Annotated in this window: 18 protein-coding genes; 11 read left to right on the top strand and 7 right to left on the bottom strand. The window is 60.3% G+C overall.

Going from position 1 to position 22,749, the window contains the following annotated elements; genetic code table 11:
• The first annotated feature begins 6 nt into the window (after nucleotides 1-6).
• The 4 genes from AC3WK5_RS01185 (at nucleotide 7) to AC3WK5_RS01170 (ending at nucleotide 4,992) form a co-directional block, all read left to right on the top strand.
• On the top strand, nucleotides 7-1,701 hold the full coding sequence (locus AC3WK5_RS01185) for a Na/Pi cotransporter family protein (RefSeq protein WP_103316454.1): 1,695 nt from the start codon (nucleotides 7-9) through the stop codon (nucleotides 1,699-1,701).
• The gene (locus AC3WK5_RS01180) at nucleotides 1,689-2,042 is read left to right on the top strand and encodes a DUF2493 domain-containing protein (protein ID WP_103316455.1); all 354 of its coding nucleotides are present in this window, start codon (nucleotides 1,689-1,691) and stop codon (nucleotides 2,040-2,042) included. Before AC3WK5_RS01185 ends, AC3WK5_RS01180 begins: the two co-directional genes overlap by 13 nt.
• A gap of 96 nt (nucleotides 2,043-2,138) precedes the next feature.
• On the top strand, nucleotides 2,139-4,082 hold the full coding sequence (locus AC3WK5_RS01175) for a DNA topoisomerase III (RefSeq protein WP_103316456.1): 1,944 nt from the start codon (nucleotides 2,139-2,141) through the stop codon (nucleotides 4,080-4,082).
• A 535-nt stretch (nucleotides 4,083-4,617) separates the two neighbouring features.
• A complete protein-coding gene (locus tag AC3WK5_RS01170) occupies nucleotides 4,618-4,992 on the top strand; it encodes a DUF6124 family protein (RefSeq protein ID WP_103322120.1) in 375 nt (124 codons plus the stop codon).
• A 233-nt stretch (nucleotides 4,993-5,225) separates the two neighbouring features.
• On the opposite strand, the gene glsB is transcribed toward AC3WK5_RS01170, so the two are convergent.
• Nucleotides 5,226-6,134 (bottom strand): glutaminase B, encoded by a 909-nt coding sequence (gene glsB, locus AC3WK5_RS01165; protein WP_103316357.1) that lies wholly within the window; start codon nucleotides 6,132-6,134, stop codon nucleotides 5,226-5,228.
• Nucleotides 6,135-6,300: 166 nt separating this feature from the next.
• Between glsB and AC3WK5_RS01160 the strand changes: the two genes are divergently transcribed.
• Nucleotides 6,301-7,164 carry an NAD-dependent protein deacetylase gene (locus tag AC3WK5_RS01160; protein WP_103316358.1) on the top strand — a complete coding sequence of 288 codons (864 nt, stop codon included), beginning with the start codon at nucleotides 6,301-6,303 and terminating at the stop codon, nucleotides 7,162-7,164.
• Here the strand turns inward: AC3WK5_RS01160 and hcnC are convergent.
• The 3 genes from hcnC to hcnA are packed head-to-tail and all read right to left on the bottom strand — an operon-like array spanning nucleotide 7,142 to nucleotide 10,114.
• Nucleotides 7,142-8,401, bottom strand: coding sequence for a cyanide-forming glycine dehydrogenase subunit HcnC (hcnC, locus tag AC3WK5_RS01155; RefSeq protein WP_103316359.1), 1,260 nt, complete (start codon nucleotides 8,399-8,401; stop codon nucleotides 7,142-7,144). The two genes, AC3WK5_RS01160 and hcnC, sit on opposite strands and share 23 nt — an antisense overlap.
• Nucleotides 8,394-9,803, bottom strand: coding sequence for a cyanide-forming glycine dehydrogenase subunit HcnB (hcnB, locus tag AC3WK5_RS01150; protein ID WP_103316360.1), 1,410 nt, complete (start codon nucleotides 9,801-9,803; stop codon nucleotides 8,394-8,396). Before hcnB ends, hcnC begins: the two co-directional genes overlap by 8 nt.
• The gene (gene hcnA, locus AC3WK5_RS01145; RefSeq protein ID WP_103316457.1) at nucleotides 9,800-10,114 is read right to left on the bottom strand and encodes a cyanide-forming glycine dehydrogenase subunit HcnA; all 315 of its coding nucleotides are present in this window, start codon (nucleotides 10,112-10,114) and stop codon (nucleotides 9,800-9,802) included. Before hcnA ends, hcnB begins: the two co-directional genes overlap by 4 nt.
• Nucleotides 10,115-10,430: 316 nt before the next feature.
• On the opposite strand from hcnA, the gene AC3WK5_RS01140 reads away from it, so the two are divergent.
• From AC3WK5_RS01140 to pncA, 3 genes are all read left to right on the top strand, one after another.
• Nucleotides 10,431-11,114: a response regulator transcription factor gene (locus AC3WK5_RS01140; protein WP_103316361.1), complete on the top strand. Its 684-nt coding sequence runs from the start codon at nucleotides 10,431-10,433 to the stop codon at nucleotides 11,112-11,114.
• A complete protein-coding gene (locus tag AC3WK5_RS01135; RefSeq protein ID WP_103316362.1) occupies nucleotides 11,092-12,486 on the top strand; it encodes a sensor histidine kinase in 1,395 nt (464 codons plus the stop codon). Before AC3WK5_RS01140 ends, AC3WK5_RS01135 begins: the two co-directional genes overlap by 23 nt.
• Before the next feature lie 139 nt (nucleotides 12,487-12,625).
• Nucleotides 12,626-13,264, top strand: coding sequence for a bifunctional nicotinamidase/pyrazinamidase (pncA, locus tag AC3WK5_RS01130; RefSeq protein WP_054597696.1), 639 nt, complete (start codon nucleotides 12,626-12,628; stop codon nucleotides 13,262-13,264).
• Between the two features lie 193 nt (nucleotides 13,265-13,457).
• Here the strand turns inward: pncA and AC3WK5_RS01125 are convergent, their stop codons facing one another.
• Both AC3WK5_RS01125 and AC3WK5_RS01120 read right to left on the bottom strand, forming a co-directional pair.
• Nucleotides 13,458-14,759, bottom strand: a complete 1,302-nt coding sequence (locus AC3WK5_RS01125; protein ID WP_103316363.1) for an ATP-binding protein — start codon at nucleotides 14,757-14,759, stop codon at nucleotides 13,458-13,460.
• 2 nt (nucleotides 14,760-14,761) lie between these two features.
• On the bottom strand, nucleotides 14,762-15,463 hold the full coding sequence (locus AC3WK5_RS01120; RefSeq protein ID WP_054597698.1) for a response regulator: 702 nt from the start codon (nucleotides 15,461-15,463) through the stop codon (nucleotides 14,762-14,764).
• A 294-nt stretch (nucleotides 15,464-15,757) separates the two neighbouring features.
• Between AC3WK5_RS01120 and AC3WK5_RS01115 the strand changes: the two genes are divergently transcribed.
• The 3 genes from AC3WK5_RS01115 to AC3WK5_RS01105 all read left to right on the top strand — a co-directional run bounded on the left by AC3WK5_RS01115 (nucleotide 15,758) and on the right by AC3WK5_RS01105 (nucleotide 20,765).
• Nucleotides 15,758-16,915 carry an efflux RND transporter periplasmic adaptor subunit gene (locus tag AC3WK5_RS01115; protein ID WP_054597699.1) on the top strand — a complete coding sequence of 386 codons (1,158 nt, stop codon included), beginning with the start codon at nucleotides 15,758-15,760 and terminating at the stop codon, nucleotides 16,913-16,915.
• A 16-nt stretch (nucleotides 16,916-16,931) separates the two neighbouring features.
• A complete protein-coding gene (locus tag AC3WK5_RS01110) occupies nucleotides 16,932-20,030 on the top strand; it encodes a multidrug efflux RND transporter permease subunit (protein ID WP_103316364.1) in 3,099 nt (1,032 codons plus the stop codon).
• A gap of 93 nt (nucleotides 20,031-20,123) precedes the next feature.
• Complete coding sequence (locus AC3WK5_RS01105) at nucleotides 20,124-20,765, top strand: DUF1345 domain-containing protein (RefSeq protein WP_103316365.1); 642 nt, start codon at nucleotides 20,124-20,126, stop codon at nucleotides 20,763-20,765.
• 264 nt (nucleotides 20,766-21,029) lie between these two features.
• On the opposite strand, the gene AC3WK5_RS01100 is transcribed toward AC3WK5_RS01105, so the two are convergent.
• On the bottom strand, nucleotides 21,030-22,595 hold the full coding sequence (locus tag AC3WK5_RS01100) for a hypothetical protein (RefSeq protein WP_103316366.1): 1,566 nt from the start codon (nucleotides 22,593-22,595) through the stop codon (nucleotides 21,030-21,032).
• Nucleotides 22,596-22,749: the final 154 nt, after the last annotated feature.

Raw genomic sequence — 22,749 nt, 5'->3', positions numbered from 1 at the left:
GTCCTCATGTCGGGAACTACTCTATTGATCAACCTCGCCGGCTCCATCGCACTGATGCTCTGGGGCACCCATATGATTTCTTCGGCGCTGTTGCGCGGCTTCGGCACGCAACTGCGTCACTGGCTGGGACAAAATCTTAACAACCGCTGGATGGCCCTGCTGTCGGGCATCGGTATCACTGGGGTTTTACAAAGCAGCACCGCCGTCAGCCTGATGGCGACTTCCTTCACTGCCGCCGGAGCCCTGGGCCTTGCACCAGCGTTGGCGGTGATGCTCGGGGCCAATATCGGCTCGACGCTGGTGGTGCAGCTGCTCAGTTTCGATATTTCGATCGTCACCCCTGTCGTCCTGCTGGCCGGGTTCATCGTCTTCCGCCTGCGCGATGACTCACGCTACGAGAGCGTCGGTTGCGCACTGATCGGCCTGGGCTTGATGCTGCTGGCGCTGCGCATGCTCGGGTCGACGCTGGGAGAGGTCGAAGGCACGCCGATCTTCCATGCGCTCATGCACAGCCTCGATGGTGACATGATCATTGCCTTGCTGGTGGCGATGCTGCTGACCTGGATCTGCCATTCCAGCGTCGCGGTGGTGTTGCTGATCGCCTCGCTCGCCGCCACTGGTCTGCTTTCGCCGGTGACCAGCATGGCGCTGGTGCTCGGGGTGAACATCGGTGGCGCCCTGCCCTCGGTGCTCAACGCCAGTTCCGCCGTCGCCCGGCGCTTGCCGGTCGGCAACCTGCTGGTGCGGGTCATCGGGGCGCTGGTGTGCTTGCCGTTTGTACCGATGCTGGCTCAGAGCAGCCCGATTGCAGAGCTGACACCCGCACTACTGGTGGTTAGCCTGCACACCAGCTTCAACCTGGTGCTGGCGCTGGTGTTCATCGGCCTGACAGAACCGCTGGCGAAACTGCTGACGCACCTGCTGCCGTCACCTGCGCGGGACGTCGATCCCGGCATGCCGCTCTATCTGGATGAAGCCGGCCTCGCGGTGGCGAACATCGGTCTGTCCAACGCGGCGCGTGAAGCCCTGCGGCTGGCCGACATGCTCTCGATTATGCTCAACCGCGTGCTGCAACTGTTCCAGACCTCTGACCAGCGCAACGTCGATGAGGTACGGCAGATCGACCAGTCCCTGGACCTGCTGAGCGCAGCGATTCGTGCCTATCTGGCGGACATCGGCCAGGAAGGCATCAGCGACAGCGATGCCGATCGCTCGCAGGAAATCCTGATGTTCGTGATCAACCTCGAGCACGCCGCCGACATTCTTTCCACCAGCCTTGCGCAGTTGGCCGCGCGTCGACTGCGGCGCGGTGAAAACTTTTCGGCCTTCGAACTGGGCACGCTCTATCCGCTGCACAACGAACTGCTGGAAAGCCTGAGCCTGGCGATTACCGTGTTTCTTCGCGAAGACCTTGCAACCGCCCACTATCTGGTCAACCGCAAAGAGTCGGTCAGAAGACTCGAAGCTGCGGCCAGCCGGGCACACTTTCGCGCCCTGCGCGAAGACAAAAGCGCCTGGGCCGAGTCCGGTGACATCTTTCAACGGCTGCTGCGCGACTACCGACGCGTGCATCACCACATCGCGGCGCTGGCCTACCCGGTACTCGAACGCGCCGGGGAACGCGATATCGAGAGCAATGACCTGACAGATAGTCATCCGCAACCGTCTGCCGACAAGGATCAACTGCCATGCGCGTCCTGATCTGTGCCGGGCGCTATTACGCTGACACCCGTACCTGCCGCCGGGTACTGGAAGCCTTCCAGTGCCTGCATGAAGTGCGCGTGCTGATCCACGGCGGCAATCAGTTTCTGGGCGGAGACATCGAAAACTGGGCCCGGGAACTGGGCGCGAACATCGTGCGCTACCCCGCCAACTGGCAACTGCACGGCAAGCTGGCGGAGCGCCTGCGCAACAGCTTCATGCTACAAGACAGCCGACCCGACTTCGTCATTGCGCTACCCGGTGGGGAGGACACCGAAGAGCTGATCGCGCAGGCCCGGGCGGCCGGTATTCAAACGTTGCAGATGAACGAAAGGGTTTAACCCGCCTTAACTGTACATCCATACAGATAAAGGTTGATCCACGCCGCTGTACCCCGCATGCTGTGCACCTTCAAACCCTGATGACTGATGGTGGTTATGCGGCTGTTTCTCTGTGAAAAACCTTCCCAGGCCAAAGACATTGCCGCCGTGCTCGGTGCTAGCCGGCGCGGCGACGGCTGCTGGTTGGGAACGGACGTCACAGTGACCTGGTGCATCGGCCACCTGCTGGAAACCGCGCCGCCGGATGCCTACGACGCCCGCTATAAACGCTGGGTCCTGGAAGACCTGCCGATCATTCCCGAGAAGTGGAAGATGCTGGTCAAACCCAAGACCGCCAGCCAGTTCAAAGCGGTCAAACGGCTACTCGGCGAAGCGGATGAACTGGTGATCGCCACCGACGCCGACCGTGAGGGCGAGATGATTGCCCGTGAGTTGGTGGAGCATTGCCGCTATCGCGGGCCGATCAAGCGCCTGTGGCTGTCGGCGCTGGACGATGCCTCGATTCGCAAGGCCCTGGCGGCACTCAAACCCGGCGCCGAAACCTTCAGCCTCTATCACTCGGCACTCGGGCGCTCGCGTGCCGACTGGCTGATCGGCATGAACATGAGCCGCCTGTTCACCCTGCTCGGGCGTCAGTCCGGCTATCAAGGCGTGCTGCCGGTGGGCCGGGTGCAAACTCCGACTTTGCGTCTGGTGGTCGATCGCGACCGCAGCATTGCTGACTTCGTGCCCGTGCCGTATTGGGCCATCGACGTACAACTGCTGCATGACAACATCCCGTTCACCGCCCAATGGCGCGCCGCACCGGAGGTCTGCGACGAGCATGACCGCTGCCTGAATCAGGCGCTGGCTCAGGAAGCGGCCATGGCCATCCGCAACGCCGCCAGTGCGCAGCTGGTCAAGCTGCGCACCGAGCGGGTCCGCGAAGCCGCACCGCTGCCGTTCGACCTTGGCACGCTGCAAGAAATCTGCTCGAAAAAACTCGGCCTCGGTGCCCAGGAAACCCTGGATGTGGCCCAGGCGTTGTACGAAACCCACAAGGTCATCACCTACCCGCGCAGTGACTGCGGCTACCTGCCGTTGAGTCAGCACAGCGAAGCACCGGGTATTCTCGCCGCCCTTGGGCGGGCCGACCCCAGCCTTGGCGAGTTGCTCAAGCACCTTGAGCCACAACGCCGGTCGCGGGCCTGGAACGATGCCAAGGTCAGCGCCCACCACGGGATCATCCCCACGGCGGCGGCGAAAAACCTCGAACGCCTGACCGGCAAGCACCGTGCGGTCTACACCTTGATCCGGGCGCGGTATCTGGCGCAGTTCCTGCCCAATCACGAATACGACCGCACCCAGGCTGACTTCAACTGCGCCGGGCAAGCCTTGCGTGCGGTGGGCAAACTGATCGTCGAGCCAGGCTGGAAGCGCGCACTGCCCGAAGCGTTGGCCCCGGCCAAAGGACGGGAAGCCCCGGCGCCGCAGACGCTGCCGGCACTGGCTGAAGGACGGGATTACGCCGTCGCCAACGTGACACTGAAGGACCTCTGGACCCAGCCACCCAAGCCGTTTACCGAAGGTGACCTGATCAAGGCGATGAAGAACGTCGCCAAACTGGTGGAAGATCCGCTGCTCAAGCAAAAGCTCAAGGACACCACCGGCATCGGCACCGAGGCGACCCGCGCCGGGATCATTCAGGGATTGTTGGATCGAGGTTATCTGATCAAGAACGGCAAGGCCCTGGCCGCCACACCACCGGCTTTCAGCCTGATCGACGCCGTGCCCCGGGCCATCGCCGACCCCGGAACCACCGCGATCTGGGAACAAGCCCTGGACATGGTGCAGAGCGGCGAGATGAGCCTTGAGGAATTCGTCGCCAAACAAGCCGCCTGGATGAGCAAACAGGTCGGTCGCTGCACCGGCCTGCGCCTGACCATCAGCGGCCCGGCAAGCCCGGCCGGCAAAGGGGCCGCGCCCTGGAAGAACAAACGCAAGACCACCAAGCGTAAAACCGCGCCCGCCACCAAACGCAAAGCAAAACCCACCTTGTAGGAGCACGGCTTGCCGGCGATGGCGATCTCACGGGCCCCATCGCTGGCAAGCCATGCTCCTACGACGGCGGGCGGTCGCTATCGGACGCAGTCCTCGCCACTCCGGCGTACGCGGTTTTCCTGAACGAACGTGTTGCTTGATTTTACGACTGCTTCGCAGCCGAACGCAGCCTCGCGGGCTCGACAGCTGCTACGGGTGTTTAAGCTTGCCTACGCAGTGCCCATCGGAGGCTACAACGCCTTGCGTCACGGCCTACACCTACGCCAGAATCCGCCGGCTTGTGCGCTTTGGTCCTCGCCTCTATTGTTTCCGTGTCACTGCCCATCAGTGATCGGGTTTAGTAGCCCGCGTTAACTTTCCAACGGCTGCATGAGCGTCATCCAGTCAGGGCTTCCCTGCACTTGATGGTAGCTGTGCGCATGGCGCCCTCGGGCGCGCCGGTTTTGGCGGGTTACCCGGTCTACTAACTTGCGCACAGCTGCCACCCTTCGTTTAGTAGCGCAATGGTTGCAGCCCTACTTATGGATGACCCCCAATGTTCAAACCTACGCCGAACCCTCCCGAAACCGATCCGGTTTCCCCCTACGCCTCCCTCAATTCAAAAGAACTCCACGCCGCCGCGCACCGTGCGCTCGATCACTACCTGGTGCTGCCCGAAACCAAGACATTGCTAGCCGACCGCCGTCCCGGCTGCATTTTTGTCATCGCCCCGGATGTCGACAGCGAAACCCTGCTGGCCCACGCCTGCGAGACCCTCGCCTCAGCCAATGTCATGGCCAGCGATCTGGCGTTCGACCTCGAAGGCCCCAAACGCAATACCGCGCTGGCGATTCAACAGATGATTTCCCTGGCCGAGTTGGCGGTGAATCGAGCACTGGATCACCTCGACCCACCGGACTCACCGCAGTAGCACGCCAAGTGTTAGGGGGCGTCAGGTAGACCGCGTTATCGTTCATCGCGGGCAAGCCTTGCTCCTACAGGGTTGAGTCGTACCATAAGGGTGCGATCACCCACAATCCGTAGGAGCAAAGCTTGCTCGCGATGGACACGCTGCGGTCATTCAGATACACCGCGGTGAGGCCATCGCGAGCAAGCTTTGCTCCTACGGGGGTGGTGGGTGGGCGATTTATTGGTTTTCGGGTTTTAAAACACCGACCAGCCAATGCGCTGGCTCAGCAATTCCAGTGCCGCCATGCCGGCCAGCGAGTTACCTGCCGGGTTCAGTTCCGGTGACCAGACGCACACGGTAAAGCGCCCCGGCACCACGGCCACGATGCCACCGCCTACGCCACTCTTGCCCGGTAGACCGACGCGATAGGCAAAGTTGCCGGCTTCGTCATACAGACCGCTGGTGGCCATGATCGAGTTGACCTGTTGGGTCTGGCGCGCGGTGAGGATCTGTTCGCCGCTGTGCTTGCAGAACCCGTCATTGGCCAGGAAACAAAAGGCCCGAGCCAGATCGACACAGCTCATGCGCAGCGCACAATGGCTGAAGTAGCTGCGCAGCACCGATTCAACATCGTTATGAAAGTTGCCGAACGACTGCATCAGGTACGCCATGGCTGCGTTGCGCGCGCGGTGCTGGTACTCCGACTCGGCGACTTTGCTGTCGACCATCACTTGCGGATTGCCGGACAACCGCCGCACAAAATCGCGCATCGACAGCGCCGGCGCGGCAAAGCGTGACTGGTTGATGTCGCAGATCACCAACGCCCCGGCATTGATGAACGGATTGCGCGGTCGACCGCGTTCGAACTCCAGCTGCACCAGCGAGTTGAACGGCTGACCGGAAGGCTCGTGACCGAGTCGCTCCCAGATCGCCTCGCCGGAATGCTCGATGGCCTGCACCAGGCTGAAGACCTTGGAAATGCTCTGCACCGAAAACGGCGTGTGCGCATCGCCAGCGCAATACAGCTCGCCATCATTGCCATACACCGCAATACCCAACTGATCGGCCGGCACACTGCCCAGCGCAGGAATGTAATTAGCCACCTTGCCCTGTCCGATCAGGGGGCGAACCGTATCAAGAATTTCGTTCAACAATGCTTGCATGCCGGGTTCCGAATTCACGCCCCGTACCACCGCGGGGACACAGACGCTAGACGCCACAAACGCACGTCAGAGCACAGTTTTTCGCTCAACTGCCAACCCCTCGCAGTAGACCGGATAACGACTATCCTGCATCGTGTCGTGAAACCCGGCAACCGGAGCGCTGACCATGTTCGACAGCCCCATCCACGAACAGCTTGACCACCTGCAGAACCTGATGGCCGAGCAGCCGTTGCTGGTGCTCACGGGCGCCGGTATCAGCACGGCGTCGGGCATTCCCGATTACCGCGACACCGATGGGGTGCGGCGCGGTCGGCAGCCGATGATGTATCAGGAGTTCCTGAAAACCCCCGAGTCACGCCAGCGTTACTGGGCACGGGCGATGCTCGGTTGGCCACGGGTTCGACAAGCGCGGCCCAATACCGCCCACGAAGCCTTGGCCACGTTGCAAGCGCAGCGACAGATTGCCGGGCTGATCACCCAGAATGTCGACACCTTGCACGATCAGGCTGGCAGCCCGGACGTGATTGAGCTGCATGGCAGCTTGCACCGGGTGTTGTGCCTGGATTGCGGACAACGCAGTGACCGGGACTCGATCCAGCGCCTCATGGAAGCGCAAAACCCCTATCTGGCGGGTGTCGATGCGATTCAGGCACCCGATGGTGACACCCTGCTCGACCCGGCCTTCGAGTCGCACTTTCAAGTCCCCCGCTGCCCAAACTGCGAAGGTGAGCGAATGAAACCGGACGTGGTGTTTTTCGGTGAAAACGTCGCGCACGCCACCGCCGCCAAGGCCATGGCCGCTGCCGAACAGGCAGCGGGTTTGCTGGTGGTGGGGTCATCGTTGATGGCGTTTTCGGCGTTTCGCCTGTGTCGGGTGATCGCCGACCGCGGCAAACCGTTGATTGCGATCAACCTGGGCAAGACTCGCGCCGATGAGTTGCTGGACATGAAAATCGAGGCGTCCTGCGAACAGCTATTGCCGCTGCTCGCAGAACGCCTGAGCCAATTCAGGCCATTTCTGCCTGTTTGACCGCGACCGCTTGCTTCACCTCAAACCGATCTGCCAGGAACGGTGTGATGTCCAGCGGCAACGCTTCGTTGTTCACCAGTTTGTCGAGCAACACGCCAGTGATCGCCGAGGTCAGGATGCCGGTGCGGAAATGCCCGCAGGCATTGAGATAGCCCTGAACCCCTTTCATCGGCCCGAGAATCGGCAGTTCATCCGGTGAGCCCGGCCGCAACCCCGCCCAGCAGCGCTTGAGATTGATGTGTTCAAGCTCTGGAATGCAGCGGATCGCGCCTTGCACCAACCCATAGATTTCCGGGTAGGTGGTGGTCACGTCGAAGCCTTTGTCTTCGGTGGTGCTACCGATCAGAATCTCGCCGTTGTCCTTCTGCGCCAGATAGCAATCACTGGTGGTCAGGCAACCGCGCAAGATCTTCGGCATGCGCTCGGTCAGCAAGATCTGACCCTTGACCGGATTCACCGGAATGCGGATGCCAGTAGCCCACTCACTCAAGTCAGCCGCCCAGGCGCCGGCGGCGTTGATCAAGGTGTCGCAACGGAACTTGCCGGCTTCGGCAGTCTGCACCCCGACCACCCGCGAACCCTGGCGCAACACCTCAGTGACGTTGGTGTTGAAATACAGGTCGACGCCATTCTGCCGGGCACCTTCGGTGTAGGCGTCCGCCAGGCGGAACGGGCTGACCTGATGGTCGCAGAGAAACTCCAGCGCCCCGCGTGCTTCATGGCTGACGCTCGGTTCGGCCTCGCGCAGCGCGGCCTGGTCAAGCCAGCGCACCTGATCGGCCAGGTGTGGAATGCAGGCGACGATGTGCTCGGCGTACAAGCGGTCCTCATCGTCGTAGATCACGAACTTCAACCCGGTTTTTTCGAACTTGAAATCCATGCCGTGCTTTTCCTGCAACTCGCGGTGCAGGTCCGGGTACAGCGCATTCGATTGCAGGGCAAACTCAAAGAACGAATCCGGCAGGATGTGCGGCGTGCTGGAGTCGACCGCCACCGCCGCGCCTTGGGCTTCGCGCTTGCGGTTGGCCGACATCATGCGAAAGAAAATGACCCCGCAGCCCAGCCCCACCGACTCGCCAATCGCCCACAGGCCGCCGGCCGACGCGCGAGTCGCGTTGCCGGGGCGCTTGGCGTCGATCAGCGCGACTTTCAGATTCTTGCGTTTCGACAGTTGATAGGCGCAAGAAGCCCCGATCACACCGCCACCGGCAATTACCACATCGTAGAACTTACTCATGATTCAACGCATCCGTGCCGAGGTTCTGGAAAGCCGAAAAAGGAATCGGCTCGATGGGAAAACGCGGGCGCAACCAGCCCACATCCTGGCGCCCGGTGGCTTCACGCAAGCGGTCGCTGCAATAACCGACGCACATCCGCCCCTGACAATCGCCCATGCTCACCCGTGTGCGCATTTTCAGGCTGGCCATGTCTTGAACGCCCTGGGACAGCGCACGATCGATGTCGGCCCGGGTGGCGTTTTCACAACGGCAGATCAGCGTATCGGCAGCCGGCAATGCGGTCTGCCCGGCACCGCGTTCGGTGTAGCGATCCACCGCCGCGCGAAAACGCAGGATGGACTTGAGTTTCGCCAGATAGCGCTCGCGCAAGTGCAGCGCCTTTTCGGTGCTCAGCACATCGCGCTGCACAAGGATCGACAGCGCAGCGATTCGACCGCTGAGCATCGCGGCTTCGCCACCGCGAATCCCGCCCATATCTCCGGCCAGGTGAACGTGCGGTTCGCTGCTTTGCTGCCAGATATTGGCCGTGGCGCGCAGATAACCGTCATCGCTGAAGCCATGTTCCAGGCCCATTTGCTGACTGAGCTGGGTACGCGGAATAAAGCCATAGCCCACCGCCAGGGTCTGCGCCGGCACCTGTTCGGCGCGACTCAGGTCTGGCTGCCAGTTGCTGGAATACGGTGCGACCGTCACGCTGCGTAACTCGCCCTCGCCTTGCGCCTCGACCACGCCCCAACCGTAGCGCATTGAGATTCGGTGCAGTTTCAGATAGGCGAGCATGCTCAGCCCGTCGAGGAACAATTGGGGTTTGTTCAGCAGGGCCAGGCTTTCCTTGGCGATCTTGCCGAACGCGCAGGCCTCGAACACTCCGGCGACCTTCACTCCGCTGGCATGCAATTGACAGGCAACCAACGGCAACAACGGACCGGTACCGGCGATCACCACCGGGCTTTGCGGCTTGACCACGCCACTCTTGATTTGCAGTTGCAGACCGCCCAGCAGTATCACTCCCGGCAATGTCCAGCCAGGGAACGGTACGCTACGCTCATGGCATCCGGCGGCGAGCAACAATTGTGGGTAGGTGATTTCCTGCACACGCTCGTCAGCGTCCAGCATGACCAGCGCTCGAGTCCCTTCTGCACCGACAACCCGCGTGTTCAAACACACATCGATCAGTGCACAACGGTCCTGAAAGTCGCCATGCAGTTTGGCCAGGGATTCGGCGTAACGCGGTCCCAGATAGTCCAGTTGCACGCCGTCGCGCAACGGCCCGCGATACACCACGCCGCCCAGCCGCGAAGCTTCTTCGAGCAAGGTGCAGTGCACGCCGTGTCTGGCCAGTTCAATGGCCGCCGCCATACCCGCCGGGCCACCGCCGACGATGACCGGATGCAGGCTCATAGTGCCTCCTGCTCGGCAATGCGGTTGACCGCCGTTTCGACCCGCATGCCCGGCTGCACCAGCGTCTGGCAGGCGCGGCGTTTGTGCCGACCGTTGATTTTCACCAGGCAGCATTGGCACACGCCCATGCCGCAATAGGCCCCGCTGATCTGATCGTGATCGTTACGTGCGACCTGACGCACGCCGAGGGCTTGAATGACCGTCAACACGGTTTCGCCGATCGCGGCGCTGACCGGCTGGCCATTGAGTTCGATGGTCATATCTGCCCGCATGAGCGGCTGGATATCAAAGGTACGGTCTAGGCGTTGCATGGCATGTTTCATCCGTGAAAAGTCATTAAGGGGTGTCAGCATCCTGCTGCAGTCGTGCAATGACGCAACATTGCTGCGCCAAGACAATGTAGCTGACGGTGCTACAAGGCCCTGAAACCTTTACGTTACGTGATATGCCAAAGCAAAATATTGATCCAGGCCAGTGAACCGTACCGCGCCTCCTTCTGTCACAGGCGATGAAAAGTCGTGTCTGTTTGAAGTCCATCTACCCTGCATGAAAGTTTTTTTAGAACCTTCGCCGGCATTTCTTGGCACACTGCCACTCGTGCATTTCACTTATTCTCAGGCAAGCCCCATGACCCGAATCCTGACCATTGAAGACGACGCCGTCACTGCACGGGAGATCGTTGCCGAACTGAGCAGCCACGGCCTGCAGGTGGACTGGGTCGCCAATGGTCGAGAAGGCCTGGCGCGGGCGGTCAGCGGTGACTACGACCTGATCACCCTTGACCGCATGCTGCCGGAGCTCGATGGCCTGGCGATTGTCACCACCTTGCGAACCATGGGCGTGTCGACGCCGATTCTGATGATCAGCGCCCTGTCCGACGTCGACGAACGTGTTCGCGGTCTGCGCGCCGGCGGTGACGATTACCTGACCAAACCCTTTGCCACCGACGAAATGGCCGCCCGCGTCGAAGTCCTGCTGCGACGCCAGAACACCGTCAAGGACTACACAACGACGCTGCGCGTGGCTGACCTGGAGCTCAACCTGATCAGCCGCGAAGCCAGCCGCGGCGGACAGTTGCTGAGCCTGCTGCCGACCGAATACAAACTGCTGGAGTTTCTGTTGCGCAATACCGGGCAGATCCTCACGCGGATGATGATTTTCGAAGAGGTCTGGGGCTATCACTTCGACCCCGGCACCAATCTGATCGATGTGCACATCGGACGTCTGCGCAAAAAAATCGACCTGCCGGGCCAACTGCCGCTGATACGGACTGTGCGAGGCTCGGGTTATGTCATTGCTGAACCCGTCTAAAGGCTGGCGCTCCTCCAGCAGCCGCTTGCTGGCGCTCTACAGTTCGCTGTTCGTGGTCTGGAGCGGCCTGCTCATGGGGGTGATGTATTACGAGGTTTCCAGCTACCTGGAGAACCTTGCCAAACATTCGCTGATGCAGCGCCAGCACCTGTTTTCACGCTTCCACGGTGATCAGCTGGATGAGGCGCTGATTGCCAGCATCACCTTCGACCAACGCGGTATCGACGCCTACGGGCTGTTCGACGAACAGCATCGGCCGCTGCACGGGCTGATTCGCAGGATCCCCGCTGGCCTGCCACTGGACGGCAAGATCCATTCACTGGGCGACTGCGCCGATCCGGATGACGCCAGCCTGCCGTCCGACAGTTGCGACGCGGTGGCGACCCACACGCTGGATGGCCGCTGGCTGGTCCTGGTGCGTGACAACGGTTCGTTGTTTGCGGTCACACGGATCATCCTGCATGCGCTGTTCTGGGGAGTCTCGCTGACCATCATCCCCGGCATCGCCGGTTGGCATTTGTTGCGCCGTCGACCGTTACAACGGATTCGCGCCTTGCAGGCGAGCGCCGAAGCCATCGTTGCCGGCAACCTCAACCACCGGTTGCCGCTGTCCAGCCGCCGCGATGAGCTGGACATGCTTGCGGCCATCGTCAACGCCATGCTCGAACGCATCGAGCGCCTGGTGAACGAGGTCAAGGGGGTTTGCGACAACATCGCCCACGACCTGCGCACCCCGCTCACCCGGCTACGCGCGCAGCTTTACCGCATTCAACAGCAGGCCGTCGAAGGTTCTGCCGAGGCGTTGCAGCTGGATCAGGTGATCGCCGAGACCGACACCCTGATGGCGCGCTTTCGCGGATTGCTGCGAATCTCCGAGCTGGAGGATCAACAACGGCGTTCGGGCTTTGTGTTGTTCGATCCGTTGCCGTTGCTGCAGGAACTGTATGATTTTTACCTGCCGCTGGCCGAAGAAGGTCAGCTGACATTAAGCCTGCAAACGCCACAAACCTTGCCAGCGCTGACCGGCGACCGGGCGTTATTGTTTGAAGCCCTGTCGAACTTGCTGAGCAACTCGATCAAGTTCACCCCGGTGGGCGGTCAGGTCATCGTGCGGGCAATCGACAATGCCGGCAGCACACGTATTGAAGTACTCGACTCCGGCCCCGGCATCCCGGCGGACAAACGCACGGCGGTGTTCCAACGGTTCTATCGCGTCGACGACAACGCCAAGAACGGTGGTTTCGGCCTCGGCTTATCGATTGTCGCAGCCATCGTGAACCTGCACGGGTTCGCCCTGGACGTCGGCAGCAGCGAACTCGGCGGCGCCCGCCTGACACTCGATTGCCGCCAGCGTTTACTACCCGCCGACTAATAGCGCTCCCACACTCCTCTCGTAGCAGCTGGCGTAGCCTGCTGCTACGAGGGGGATGCTGTTCAAGAGTCGTTCAACGTTTGAAGAGCCTGAACCTGGCGCTATGCTTGCGTTTCCACTTCCAGGGAGGTAACCGGTCATGACGTCCACATCCGCTCAATCACACTGCGCCTTATTAGTCATCGATGTACAAAACGACTTCACTCCCGGCGGCCGACTGGCGGTACCCGAGGGCGACCGGATCATTCCCTTGATCAATCGCCTTGCCGGTCAGTTCACCCAGGTGATCATTGCCCAGGACTGGCATCCGGCCGGGCACGCCTCGTTCGCGTCCAGCCATCCCGGACGCCAACCCTATGATGTGATTGAACTGCCTTACGGCGCCCAGACCCTGTGGCCTGAACATTGTGTGCAAGCCACCACTGGCGCCGAACTGCATGCCGAACTGAACCTGCCCCACGCCCAGTTGATCATCCGCAAAGGCTGTAACCCGGACATCGACAGCTATTCGGCGTTTCTGGAAGCAGACCGCACCACCCCCACCGGCTTGGCCGGGTACCTGAGGGAGCGCGGGATCGATACGGTGTTCATGGTCGGACTTGCGCTGGATTTCTGCGTGATGTTCTCGGCACTGGACGCCCGCGCAGCCGGGTTCAATGCCACGGTGGTGCTGGATGCGTGCCGGGCAATCGACCTGAACGGCTCGCTGGCTTCGGCCATGGAACGGATGGACCAGGCTGGGGTGGGGTTGATCACGGCGGCTGAAGTATCCGTTTGAACCCCGACCTTGTGGTGAGGGGGCTTGCCCCCGTCGGCCGGTCCGCGTTCGGGCGAAGCAGTCGTAAATCCCGCGAACGCGGTGTGCGTGATGCAATGCGATTGCAGGTTTTGGGGTCGCTTCGCGGCCCAACGGGGGCAAGCCCCCTCGCCACGAGGTCAGCGCTGGTTCAAGGTTCAGTTGGGCGGCAGGTTCAGGTCGGGGTCGGCAGCCACAACCGGAACCGCGCCCCACCCAGCGGCGAGGTTTCGGCCGTCAGTGTGCCGGCCTGGGCCTCCAGGGCCCGACGGCTGATCGCCAGCCCCAGGCCAAACCCGCCCGTGGCGCGGTCGCGGCTGCGGTCCAGGCGGTAGAAAGGTTCGAAGATTCGCTCGCGTTCGTCTTCCGGAATGCCGATGCCGTCATCGTCGACGCAGATTTCGCAGCCTTTTGCGCAGACCTGCACGCCGATCTGAATGCGTTTTTCGCAGTAGCGCATGGCGTTGCGCAGCAGGTTCTGGATCGCTCGGGCGGTCAGGCGCGGGTCAAGGCTGAAGCGTTCGAGCTGGCCGTGCAGCAAGACGTCGATGACGATGTCCGGCGACTCCAGTTCTTCATCGACGCTACCCAGAATACTGTCGATAAACTCATCCAGCGACACGTCCACCTGCTCCGGCACCCGTGCCGGATTCTGCAGGCGGCTGTAGGAAAGCAATTCCAGCACCAGCTCATCCAGTTCACGAATGTGTGCAACCAGGCCCTGCAAACGCTCGCGGCTGGCGGCCGGCAAGTCGTCGGACAAGGCCAGTGCCAGGCCAAAGTCCAGTCGGGTCAACGGCGTGCGCAATTCGTGGGACACCGCGTTGAGCAAATCACGTTGCTGGTTCAGGAGATTTTCAATATCGCCGGCCATGGTGTCGAAAACGTTGGCCAGGCTGCCAATGTTCGAGCTCGGCGGGATCTGTGTGCGCTCGCTCAAGTGGCCCTTGCCAAAGCGCTCGGCGGTAATTTTCAGACGTTCCAGATCGCGCCAGTGCGGCCGCAGCCAGATCAACAGACACGCCAGCAGCGCGCCGCCGATCAATACGTTGATGCTCCAGTACAACAAATTGACGTCCAGCGGATCCGGCGGCACCACCAGTTTCACCGACAGTTGCTGATCCAGCGGAGACACCGCCAGCGTGCGCCAGCCCCAGTCGCCCATGCGGATAACGTTTTCACCGCGCTCCAGACGCTCACGTTCGTAGGGGGTGAAATCCGCGTCGTCATTGCGCACCAGTGCCACGTGCAACGGGCTGAAGTCCTGGTCCAGCTGCGCGGCCAGATGGGTCCATTGCTCGGTCGGCACTCCGTGAAACTGTTGGGTGATCAGCTTCTGCAAGCCTCGGGAGTGATCAAGGTTGTAGTTCACGAATCGCTCGTGAAAAACCTTGATCACCAGATCCGGGATGAAATAAATCGCCGCGCTAAAGGTGACGATGGTGATCAGGTAGAGGCGGATCAGAATGCGCAGCATGTTCAGCATTCCCACTCGGAGCGACTGAACAGATAACCCTTGCCCCACACGGTTTTGATCTTGCGCGCTTCGCCGGCATGATCGTCGAATTTGCGCCGCAGCTTGGAAATCGCCACGTCCACCGAGCGGTCGGTGCCGTTGAATTCAATGCCGCGCAGGCGTTGCAGGATCTGGTCGCGGCTGAGTACTTCACCGGCGTGGCGAGCCAGCACCACCAACAGGTTGTATTCGCCGCTGGACAGTTCGACCAGTTGCTCGCGCCAGGTCACGGTGCGCTCCGACAGATCGATACAGAGGTTGCCCATGAGGATTCGGTCGCTGGCGGTCTGCGGCTCGTTCAGGCTGCTGCGCCGCAGCAAGGTCCGCACCCGCGCCAGCAATACCCGTGGTTCGCACGGCTTGGTGACGTAATCGTCAGCGCCCATCTCCAGGCCCAGCACCTGGTCATGACTGTCGTCGCGGGCGGTCAGCATCAGAATCGGCAGAGCCGCCGAATCGGCGCGCAGCAAGCGACAGACCTGCAAACCATCGAGGCCCGGCAACATCAGGTCGAGGATCACCAGATCCGGCGGATCGACCCGCGCCCGTTCGCGCACATGGTCGCCACGGCTGATCACGCTGACCTGATAGCCATTGCGTTCAAGGTAGCTGGCAATCAATTCAGAGAGTGCGGAATCGTCTTCGACCAGAAGGATGTTGGGCATGGGTGTTTCCAGGAAATGCTGTGGTGACTGACCGGCCCTCTTCGCGAGCAAGCCCGCTCCCACAATAGATCGCATGTGAACACAGGCTTTGTGTCCCACCCCGATCAAATGTGGGAGCGGGCTTGCTCGCGACGGCGGCATAACAGTCGCAAAAGGAATCAAGCCGTCAAGGATATACGCCCTCACGCACACGTGAGTAAAACCCTTACACAATTTCACACAGCACCTACAAAGCTTCACCGCTACGCTCGTCCCCTCCCCGTAGGATGCCGGGGTCATCATTGGGGTATTTACATGTCAAAGAACCTGTTTGCGAAGCTCGGCCTGATTGCCTTGGCAATGACGCTGAGTGCGTGCGACAAGTCCTCCACTGCCGAAGAAACAGCGCCGCTGGCCACGGTCCGGATCGAAACCATCGAAGCCCGGCCACTGTCGATCAGCAGCGAGCTGAGTGGGCGGATCGCCGCACCGCGGATCGCCGAAGTCCGCGCCCGGGTGGCCGGCGTGGTCCTGCAACGGACCTTCCGCGAAGGCAGCGACGTCAAACAGGGCGACGTGCTGTTTCGCATCGATCCGGCACCGTTCAAGGCTGATCTGGACAGCGCCCAGGCGGCGCTGCGCAAAGCCGAGGCCAATGCCTTTCAGGCGCGCTTGCAAGAGCAGCGTTACGCGCAGTTGATCGAAGGCAATGCCATCAGCGGCCAGGATTACGACAACGCCCGCGCCGCCGTCCGGCAGACCGCCGCCGATGTCGCGGCCAATCAGGCGGCTGTGCAACGGGCGAAACTGAACCTCGGTTACGCCACTGTCACCGCACCGATTTCCGGGCGGGTTGGCCGTGCCTTGGTCACCGAAGGCGCGCTGGTCGGGCAGAACGAAAGCACGCCATTGGCACTGATCCAGCAGCTGGACCCGATCCACGCCGACCTGACCCAGTCGACCCGCGAACTCAACGAGTTGCGCCGGGCGTTTCGTGCCGGGCAGATGCAGCAGGTCGGCCAGGATCAGGCCAAAGCCACGCTGATTCAGGACGACGGCAGTCTCTACCCATTGCCCGGCAAGCTGCTGTTCGCCGACATCAGTGTCGACCCGGGCACTGGCCAGATCATTCTGCGCAGCGAGTTCCCCAACCCGGACCTCGACTTGCTGCCGGGCAGCTTCATCCGGGTGCGCCTGGAGCAAGCGGTGAATCAGCACGGTATCAGCGTGCCGCAACGGGCGATCCTGCGTGACAGCGCCGGTATTGCTCAGGTGCTGTTGCTCGACGCCGACGCCCGTGTCAGCCAGCAACCGGTGCAGCTCGGCCAGGTGCAGAAGGATCGCTGGATCGTCACCGGCGGCCTCAAGCCCGGCGACCGCATTGTCATCGAAGGCCTGCAGCACGCCCGTCCCGGCGAAAAAGTAGAAATCGACGACACCCCTCTTCCCCTTGCCCAGGTCACCGGGCAGTAGGCAGGACGCAGACTTTATGCCGCAATTCTTTATCGACCGCCCGGTGTTCGCCTGGGTGGTCGCACTGTTTATCTTGTTGGCCGGTGCGCTGGCTATCCCGCAGCTGCCTGTCGCGCAGTACCCCAACGTTGCCCCGCCGAAAGTCGAGATCTATGCGGTGTACCCGGGCGCCTCGGCGCAAACCATCGACGAAAGCGTGGTCAGCCTGATCGAGGGCGAGCTCAACGGCGCCGATCACCTGCTGTATTTCGAATCCCAGAGCAGCCTTGGCACCGCGACCATCACCGCAACCTTCCAGCCCGGTACCGATCCGGAAATGGCTCAGGTCGATGTGCAAAACCGGCTCAAGGTGATCGAGTCGCGCCTGCCGCAAGCGGTGACCCAACAAGGTTTGCAGGTCGAGAAAGTCTCGGCCGGCTTCCTGCTGTTGATCACCCTCACCTCCAGCGACGGCAAGCTCAATGACGTAGCGCTCAGCGACTATCTGGCGCGCAACGTGATGAACGAAATCAAGCGTCTGGACGGCGTCGGCAAGGCTCAGCTGTATGGCGCCGAACGGGCCATGCGGATCTGGATCGACCCGCAGAAACTGATCGGTTTCAACCTGACCCCGGCCGACGTCAACGCGGCGATCGTCGCGCAGAACGCCCAGGTCTCGGCCGGCAGCATCGGCGATTTGCCGACCCGCACCACCCAGGAAATCACCGCGACGGTGCTGGTGAAAGGTCAACTGTCGACCCCCGAAGAGTTCGCCGACATTGTGCTGCGGGCCAATCCTGACGGTTCCACGGTGCGCGTGGGTGATGTGGCGCGGGTCGAAATCGGCAGCCAGGAATACCAGTTCTCCACCCGCCTCAACGGCAAGCCGTCGACAGCGGTCAGCGTGCAACTGTCGCCCGGCGCCAACGCCTTGAGCACCGCAACGCTGGTGCGCGAGAAGATGGACGAGCTGGCGCGCTACTTCCCGGCCGGTGTGGAATACAAGATTCCGTACGACACCTCCCCGTTCGTCAAAGTCTCGATCACCAAAGTGGTCTACACCCTCGGCGAGGCGATGCTGCTGGTGTTCGCGGTGATGTTCCTGTTCCTGCAGAACATCCGCTATACGCTGATCCCGACGTTGGTGGTGCCCGTGGCATTGATGGGCACTTTTGCGACCATGATGGCGCTGGGTTTCTCGATCAACGTACTGACCATGTTCGGCATGGTCCTGGCGATCGGCATTCTGGTCGACGACGCTATCGTCGTGGTCGAGAACGTCGAGCGGATCATGGTCAACGAAGGCCTGTCGCCCAAAGAAGCAACACGCAAAGCCATGAGCCAGATTACCGGGGCGATCATCGGCATTACCCTGGTGCTGGTGGCGGTGTTTATCCCGATGGCGTTCATGCCTGGCTCGGTCGGGGTGATCTACCAACAGTTCTCGCTGTCGATGGCGACGTCGATTCTGTTCTCGGCGTTCCTCGCCCTGACACTCACCCCGGCACTCTGCGCCACGCTGCTGAAACCGATCGCCAAAGGTGAACATCATGCCAAGGGCGGTTTCTTCGGCTGGTTCAACCAGCGCTTCGAGCAGATGACCGAGGGCTATCAGCGCTGGGTGGTCTACGCCCTGAAACGCAGTGGTCGTTATCTGCTGGTCTATGGCGTGTTGTTGATTGGTTTGGTGTTTTGCTTCAGTCGCCTGCCCTCGTCCTTCCTGCCGGTCGAAGACCAGGGCTACACCATCACCGACATTCAACTGCCACCGGGTGCCAGCAAGAACCGTACGGTGCAGGTGGTCGAGCAGATCGAAGCGCACAACGCCACTGAACCCGGTGTCGGCGACAGCACAGTGATTCTCGGCTTCAGCTTCTCCGGCAGCGGTCAGAACGCAGCCCTGGCGTTTACCACGCTCAAGGATTGGTCTGAACGCGGCAGCGATGACTCGGCGGCCTCGATTGCCAATCGCGCCAACGGTGCCTTGAGTCAGATCAAGGACGCCGTGGCCTTCTCGATACTGCCGCCTCCGGTTGACGGCCTCGGTACGTCGAGCGGTTTCGAGTTTCGCCTGCAAGACCGCGGTGGCCTGGGTCATGCGGCGCTGATGCAAGCGCGCAGTGCCTTGCTGGCGGCTGCCGAGAAAAGCCCGATCCTGATGAACGTGCGCGAAAGTGCCCTGGCGGAAGCACCGCAAGTGCAACTGGAGGTCGACCGCAAACAGGCCAATGCCTTGGGCGTTTCATTCGCCGATATCGGTAACGTGCTGTCCACCGCCGTCGGTTCGGCCTACATCAACGATTTCCCCAACCAGGGGCGGATGCAGCGGGTGGTGGTTCAGGCTGAAGGCGATCAACGCAGTCAGGTTAACGACTTGCTGAAGATCCACGTGCGCAACAATGCCGACAAAATGGTCCCACTGTCGGCGTTCGTCCAGGCCACATGGACCCAGGGCCCGGCGCAGCTGACGCGCTACAACGGTTACCCGGCCATCAGCATTTCCGGTGAGCCGGCACCCGGTCACAGCACCGGCGAAGCGATGGCGGAAATCGAGCGTCTGGTCGCCCAAGGCCCGGCGGGACTGGGTCAGGAATGGACCGGTTTGTCATTGCAGGAGCGCTTGTCCGGCAGCCAGGCACCGATGCTGCTCGGCTTGTCGTTGCTGATCGTGTTCCTGTGTCTGGCGGCGCTGTACGAGAGCTGGTCGATTCCGACTTCGGTGCTGCTGGTGGTACCGCTGGGTGTGCTCGGCGCGGTGCTGGCGGTGACCTTGCGCGGAATGCCCAACGACGTGTTCTTCAAGGTCGGACTGATCACCATCATCGGGCTGTCGGCGAAAAACGCGATCCTGATCATCGAGTTCGCCAAGAGCCTGTACGACGAAGGCCATGACCTGATCGACGCCACGGTGCAAGCCGCACGCTTGCGCCTGCGGCCGATCATCATGACCTCGCTGGCGTTCATCCTTGGCGTGGTACCGCTGGCGATTGCCACCGGCGCTAGCTCGGCGAGTCAGCAGGCGATCGGCACCGGCGTGATCGGCGGAATGATCACCGCAACCATGGCGGTGGTGTTTGTGCCGGTGTTTTTTGTAGTGGTGATGAAACTGGTCAGGAAACGCCAAGCTAAACCCTGAACCAGACACAACCTTGTGGCGAGGGAGCTTGCTCCCTCGCCACAATGGACCGCGCTGCGCTATGGTGGTTAAAACCCGTCCTATCGAGTGACCATGCCACACCTCCTGCGCACCCACCCTCGCCTGACCGCCGCCGCCCTGCTCGGGCTAACGGTCAGCCTCCTGGCTCCGGCCAGTTCGATCATCAGCAAAATCCTTATTGGCTGGAATGCCGGAGTCTGGACCTATCTGGTACTGATGCTCTGGCTCACCATCCGCGCGCGGGCCGATGATGTAAAACGCATCGCCGAAGCCGAAGATGAAAACGCCGGCATGGTACTGCTCATCGTCTGTATCGCGGCGATTGCCAGCCTCGCCACCATCACCCTGGAACTGGTCGGCAGCAAGGACCTGGAGACCAGCCGACGGCTATTGCATTACGGCTTCACCGGGATGACAGTGATCGGTTCATGGTTGTTGGTCGGGGTGATCTTCAGCGTGCACTACGCCCGGCTGTTCTACACCTGGGACGGCAAGGAGCCGGCGCTGCGCTTTGCCGAAGGCTTGAAAAACCCCAACTATTGGGACTTTCTGTATTTCTCGTTCACCATCGGCGTGGCAGTACAAACCGCCGATGTCGGGGTGGCCACACGCAGTTTGCGCAAGATCGTGCTGGCCCAATCACTGATCGGTTTTCTGTTCAATACCGCCATCCTGGGGTTTTCGATCAATATCGCCGCGGGGTTGTTCAGTTGACGAATAACTGTGCGCGGCACTATTGCGCGCAATGGGTGCGACAAATGACAGAGCTTTTATCAGTCCAAGCAGACGTCCCTCCCCTGAAAAATCAGCGCATGGAAAAACAGAGAAAGGTGTGAACCTTTCTCTGTGCCTTGACCAACATTAATTAGAGTATTGACGTCTCTGAGCACTACAAGCCACTGCTCAACAACCCAACTTCACGAATGAACACCTCTGACTGAACGGGCTGACCATTCACCTGCCGTGTACAGCAAATTTCTATGGTGCCGATGGAGGCGTGAATTCGGCTGCGGCATCAACGATCACCACCGTTCTTTCCGAGCGGAACACATTCTTGCTTCCATCCGTATAAATAGTCCAAAAGGCATTGTGGCTGCCAGGACCTGCCTGATCAATAACGGACCAAGACATCTCGAATACAAGTTCTATCTCGGCACCGGTCAAAGGCAACGTGTAGATCGGTTTTCCAGCGAACCAAAGTCCAATAGTCTCATTGCCTAGAATCTGCCAAGGGTCATGAGGTTTTTTCATCGATGTCCGGATAGTGACCGGCTTGCCATGGTCCTTGCTCGTTAAATGATTCAGCGTCCCGGATTGCCCCCGAAGTTCGACGTTCACCATCTCCGAATTTGTCAAGTCCGGAAGATTCTTGCTTTTCGGGCCGGCCATTATAAAGTCAATAAAAAATTCTAGCAGGGGAGACTGACGCGGCGGTTCATTGCCCCGCATAAGCTGATAGGACAGTGATGCCTGATACAGTGCGTCAGGATAAATAGGCAATTGGCTAATGATCAAGTAGCTGAGCCAGAACTCCAAGGGGCCTGGCCCCTCGCCCACTACCTGCTCCGCCACTTTAATATCATCAAGGAATAACAGAATCCGATCCGTTGGGAGTGAGTGTTCAGGAAGAGGGACGTAGCATTTCGGTGTTGGCTGAACCTTTGCTAAATCAAGCACTCCATCGGATCCCAGCACCGGTAATATGGGCGCTTCCAGCACTGGCTCAGCGCGAAGTTTCACATCCAGGTAAGCGTGCACCGACACCTTGCTGGCATTACCTGCACTGTCGGTAATAGAGTAAGCCATATAAAGAGTACGATCTACACCCAGGTACTCTTTAAAACGTTCAACAGGGATGTTGACTTGTCCACCTTCATCCAAATATCCGAAATACACTTCATTGGGGAGCGGAGAATCAGCGTCCGGCACGGTGTCAAAAATAGAAACTCTGATAAAGTCACTCTGCTGATGAAAAGGGTAGCCGGCGTCTACTTTAAGCTTCAAGTATGAATGTTCCGCCAACCATTGTTTATCAATGACTTGATCAACTGGCACATTTATAAAGACAAGCTTCATGGGCCGATTGTAGCCACCGTTATATTTACTTTGGTAAGGAGCATGGCGATCGACTCGAATGGCGAGTTTTTCTGTAGGAATATCATTACCCGTACTGCCTTCAGTGACAACCAATCTCACTTGATAGTAAGTTGAGTCATTCATCACATCATCATCAAGCAGTTCAGCACTCGGCAGATCAAAATATTGAGGGTACCCTGCTGCAGTCTCAGGCAAAGACTTTCGAGGTCCTACATAAACAATAGATGGAAATGGTTTTTTCGAATCAATCAAGTGCAGCTCAGCAGTATCACCCTGACTATATTCGTTCAGCCCCACCAGTTCAACCACTACTACCGGCTGAACCAGAAGTGCTTTAGTTAACAGTCCATTCTCGATCAAGCCCTTAATCACTGGCGCCGGGTGCAACCCCGCTTTATTTGGGAGTGGGAGGTTAGGATTCGGTGTTTCCGTTTCCTTAGCAGTCATTTCATGTTCTCCATCACAATTGAATTGATGCCCGTCCGAACAGGCCTTACTGGTGATCGCTCTTCACTAACAGTAAATATCCCGTTAGCCCTTACAATAAATTAAACACCCGATCACCAAGACCGGCTACTGTCAGATCTGACAGGTATAGCGA

This window comes from Pseudomonas sp. FW306-02-D09B, from assembly GCF_058782685.1.
This window is presented reverse-complemented; position numbering and strand designations above follow the sequence as displayed.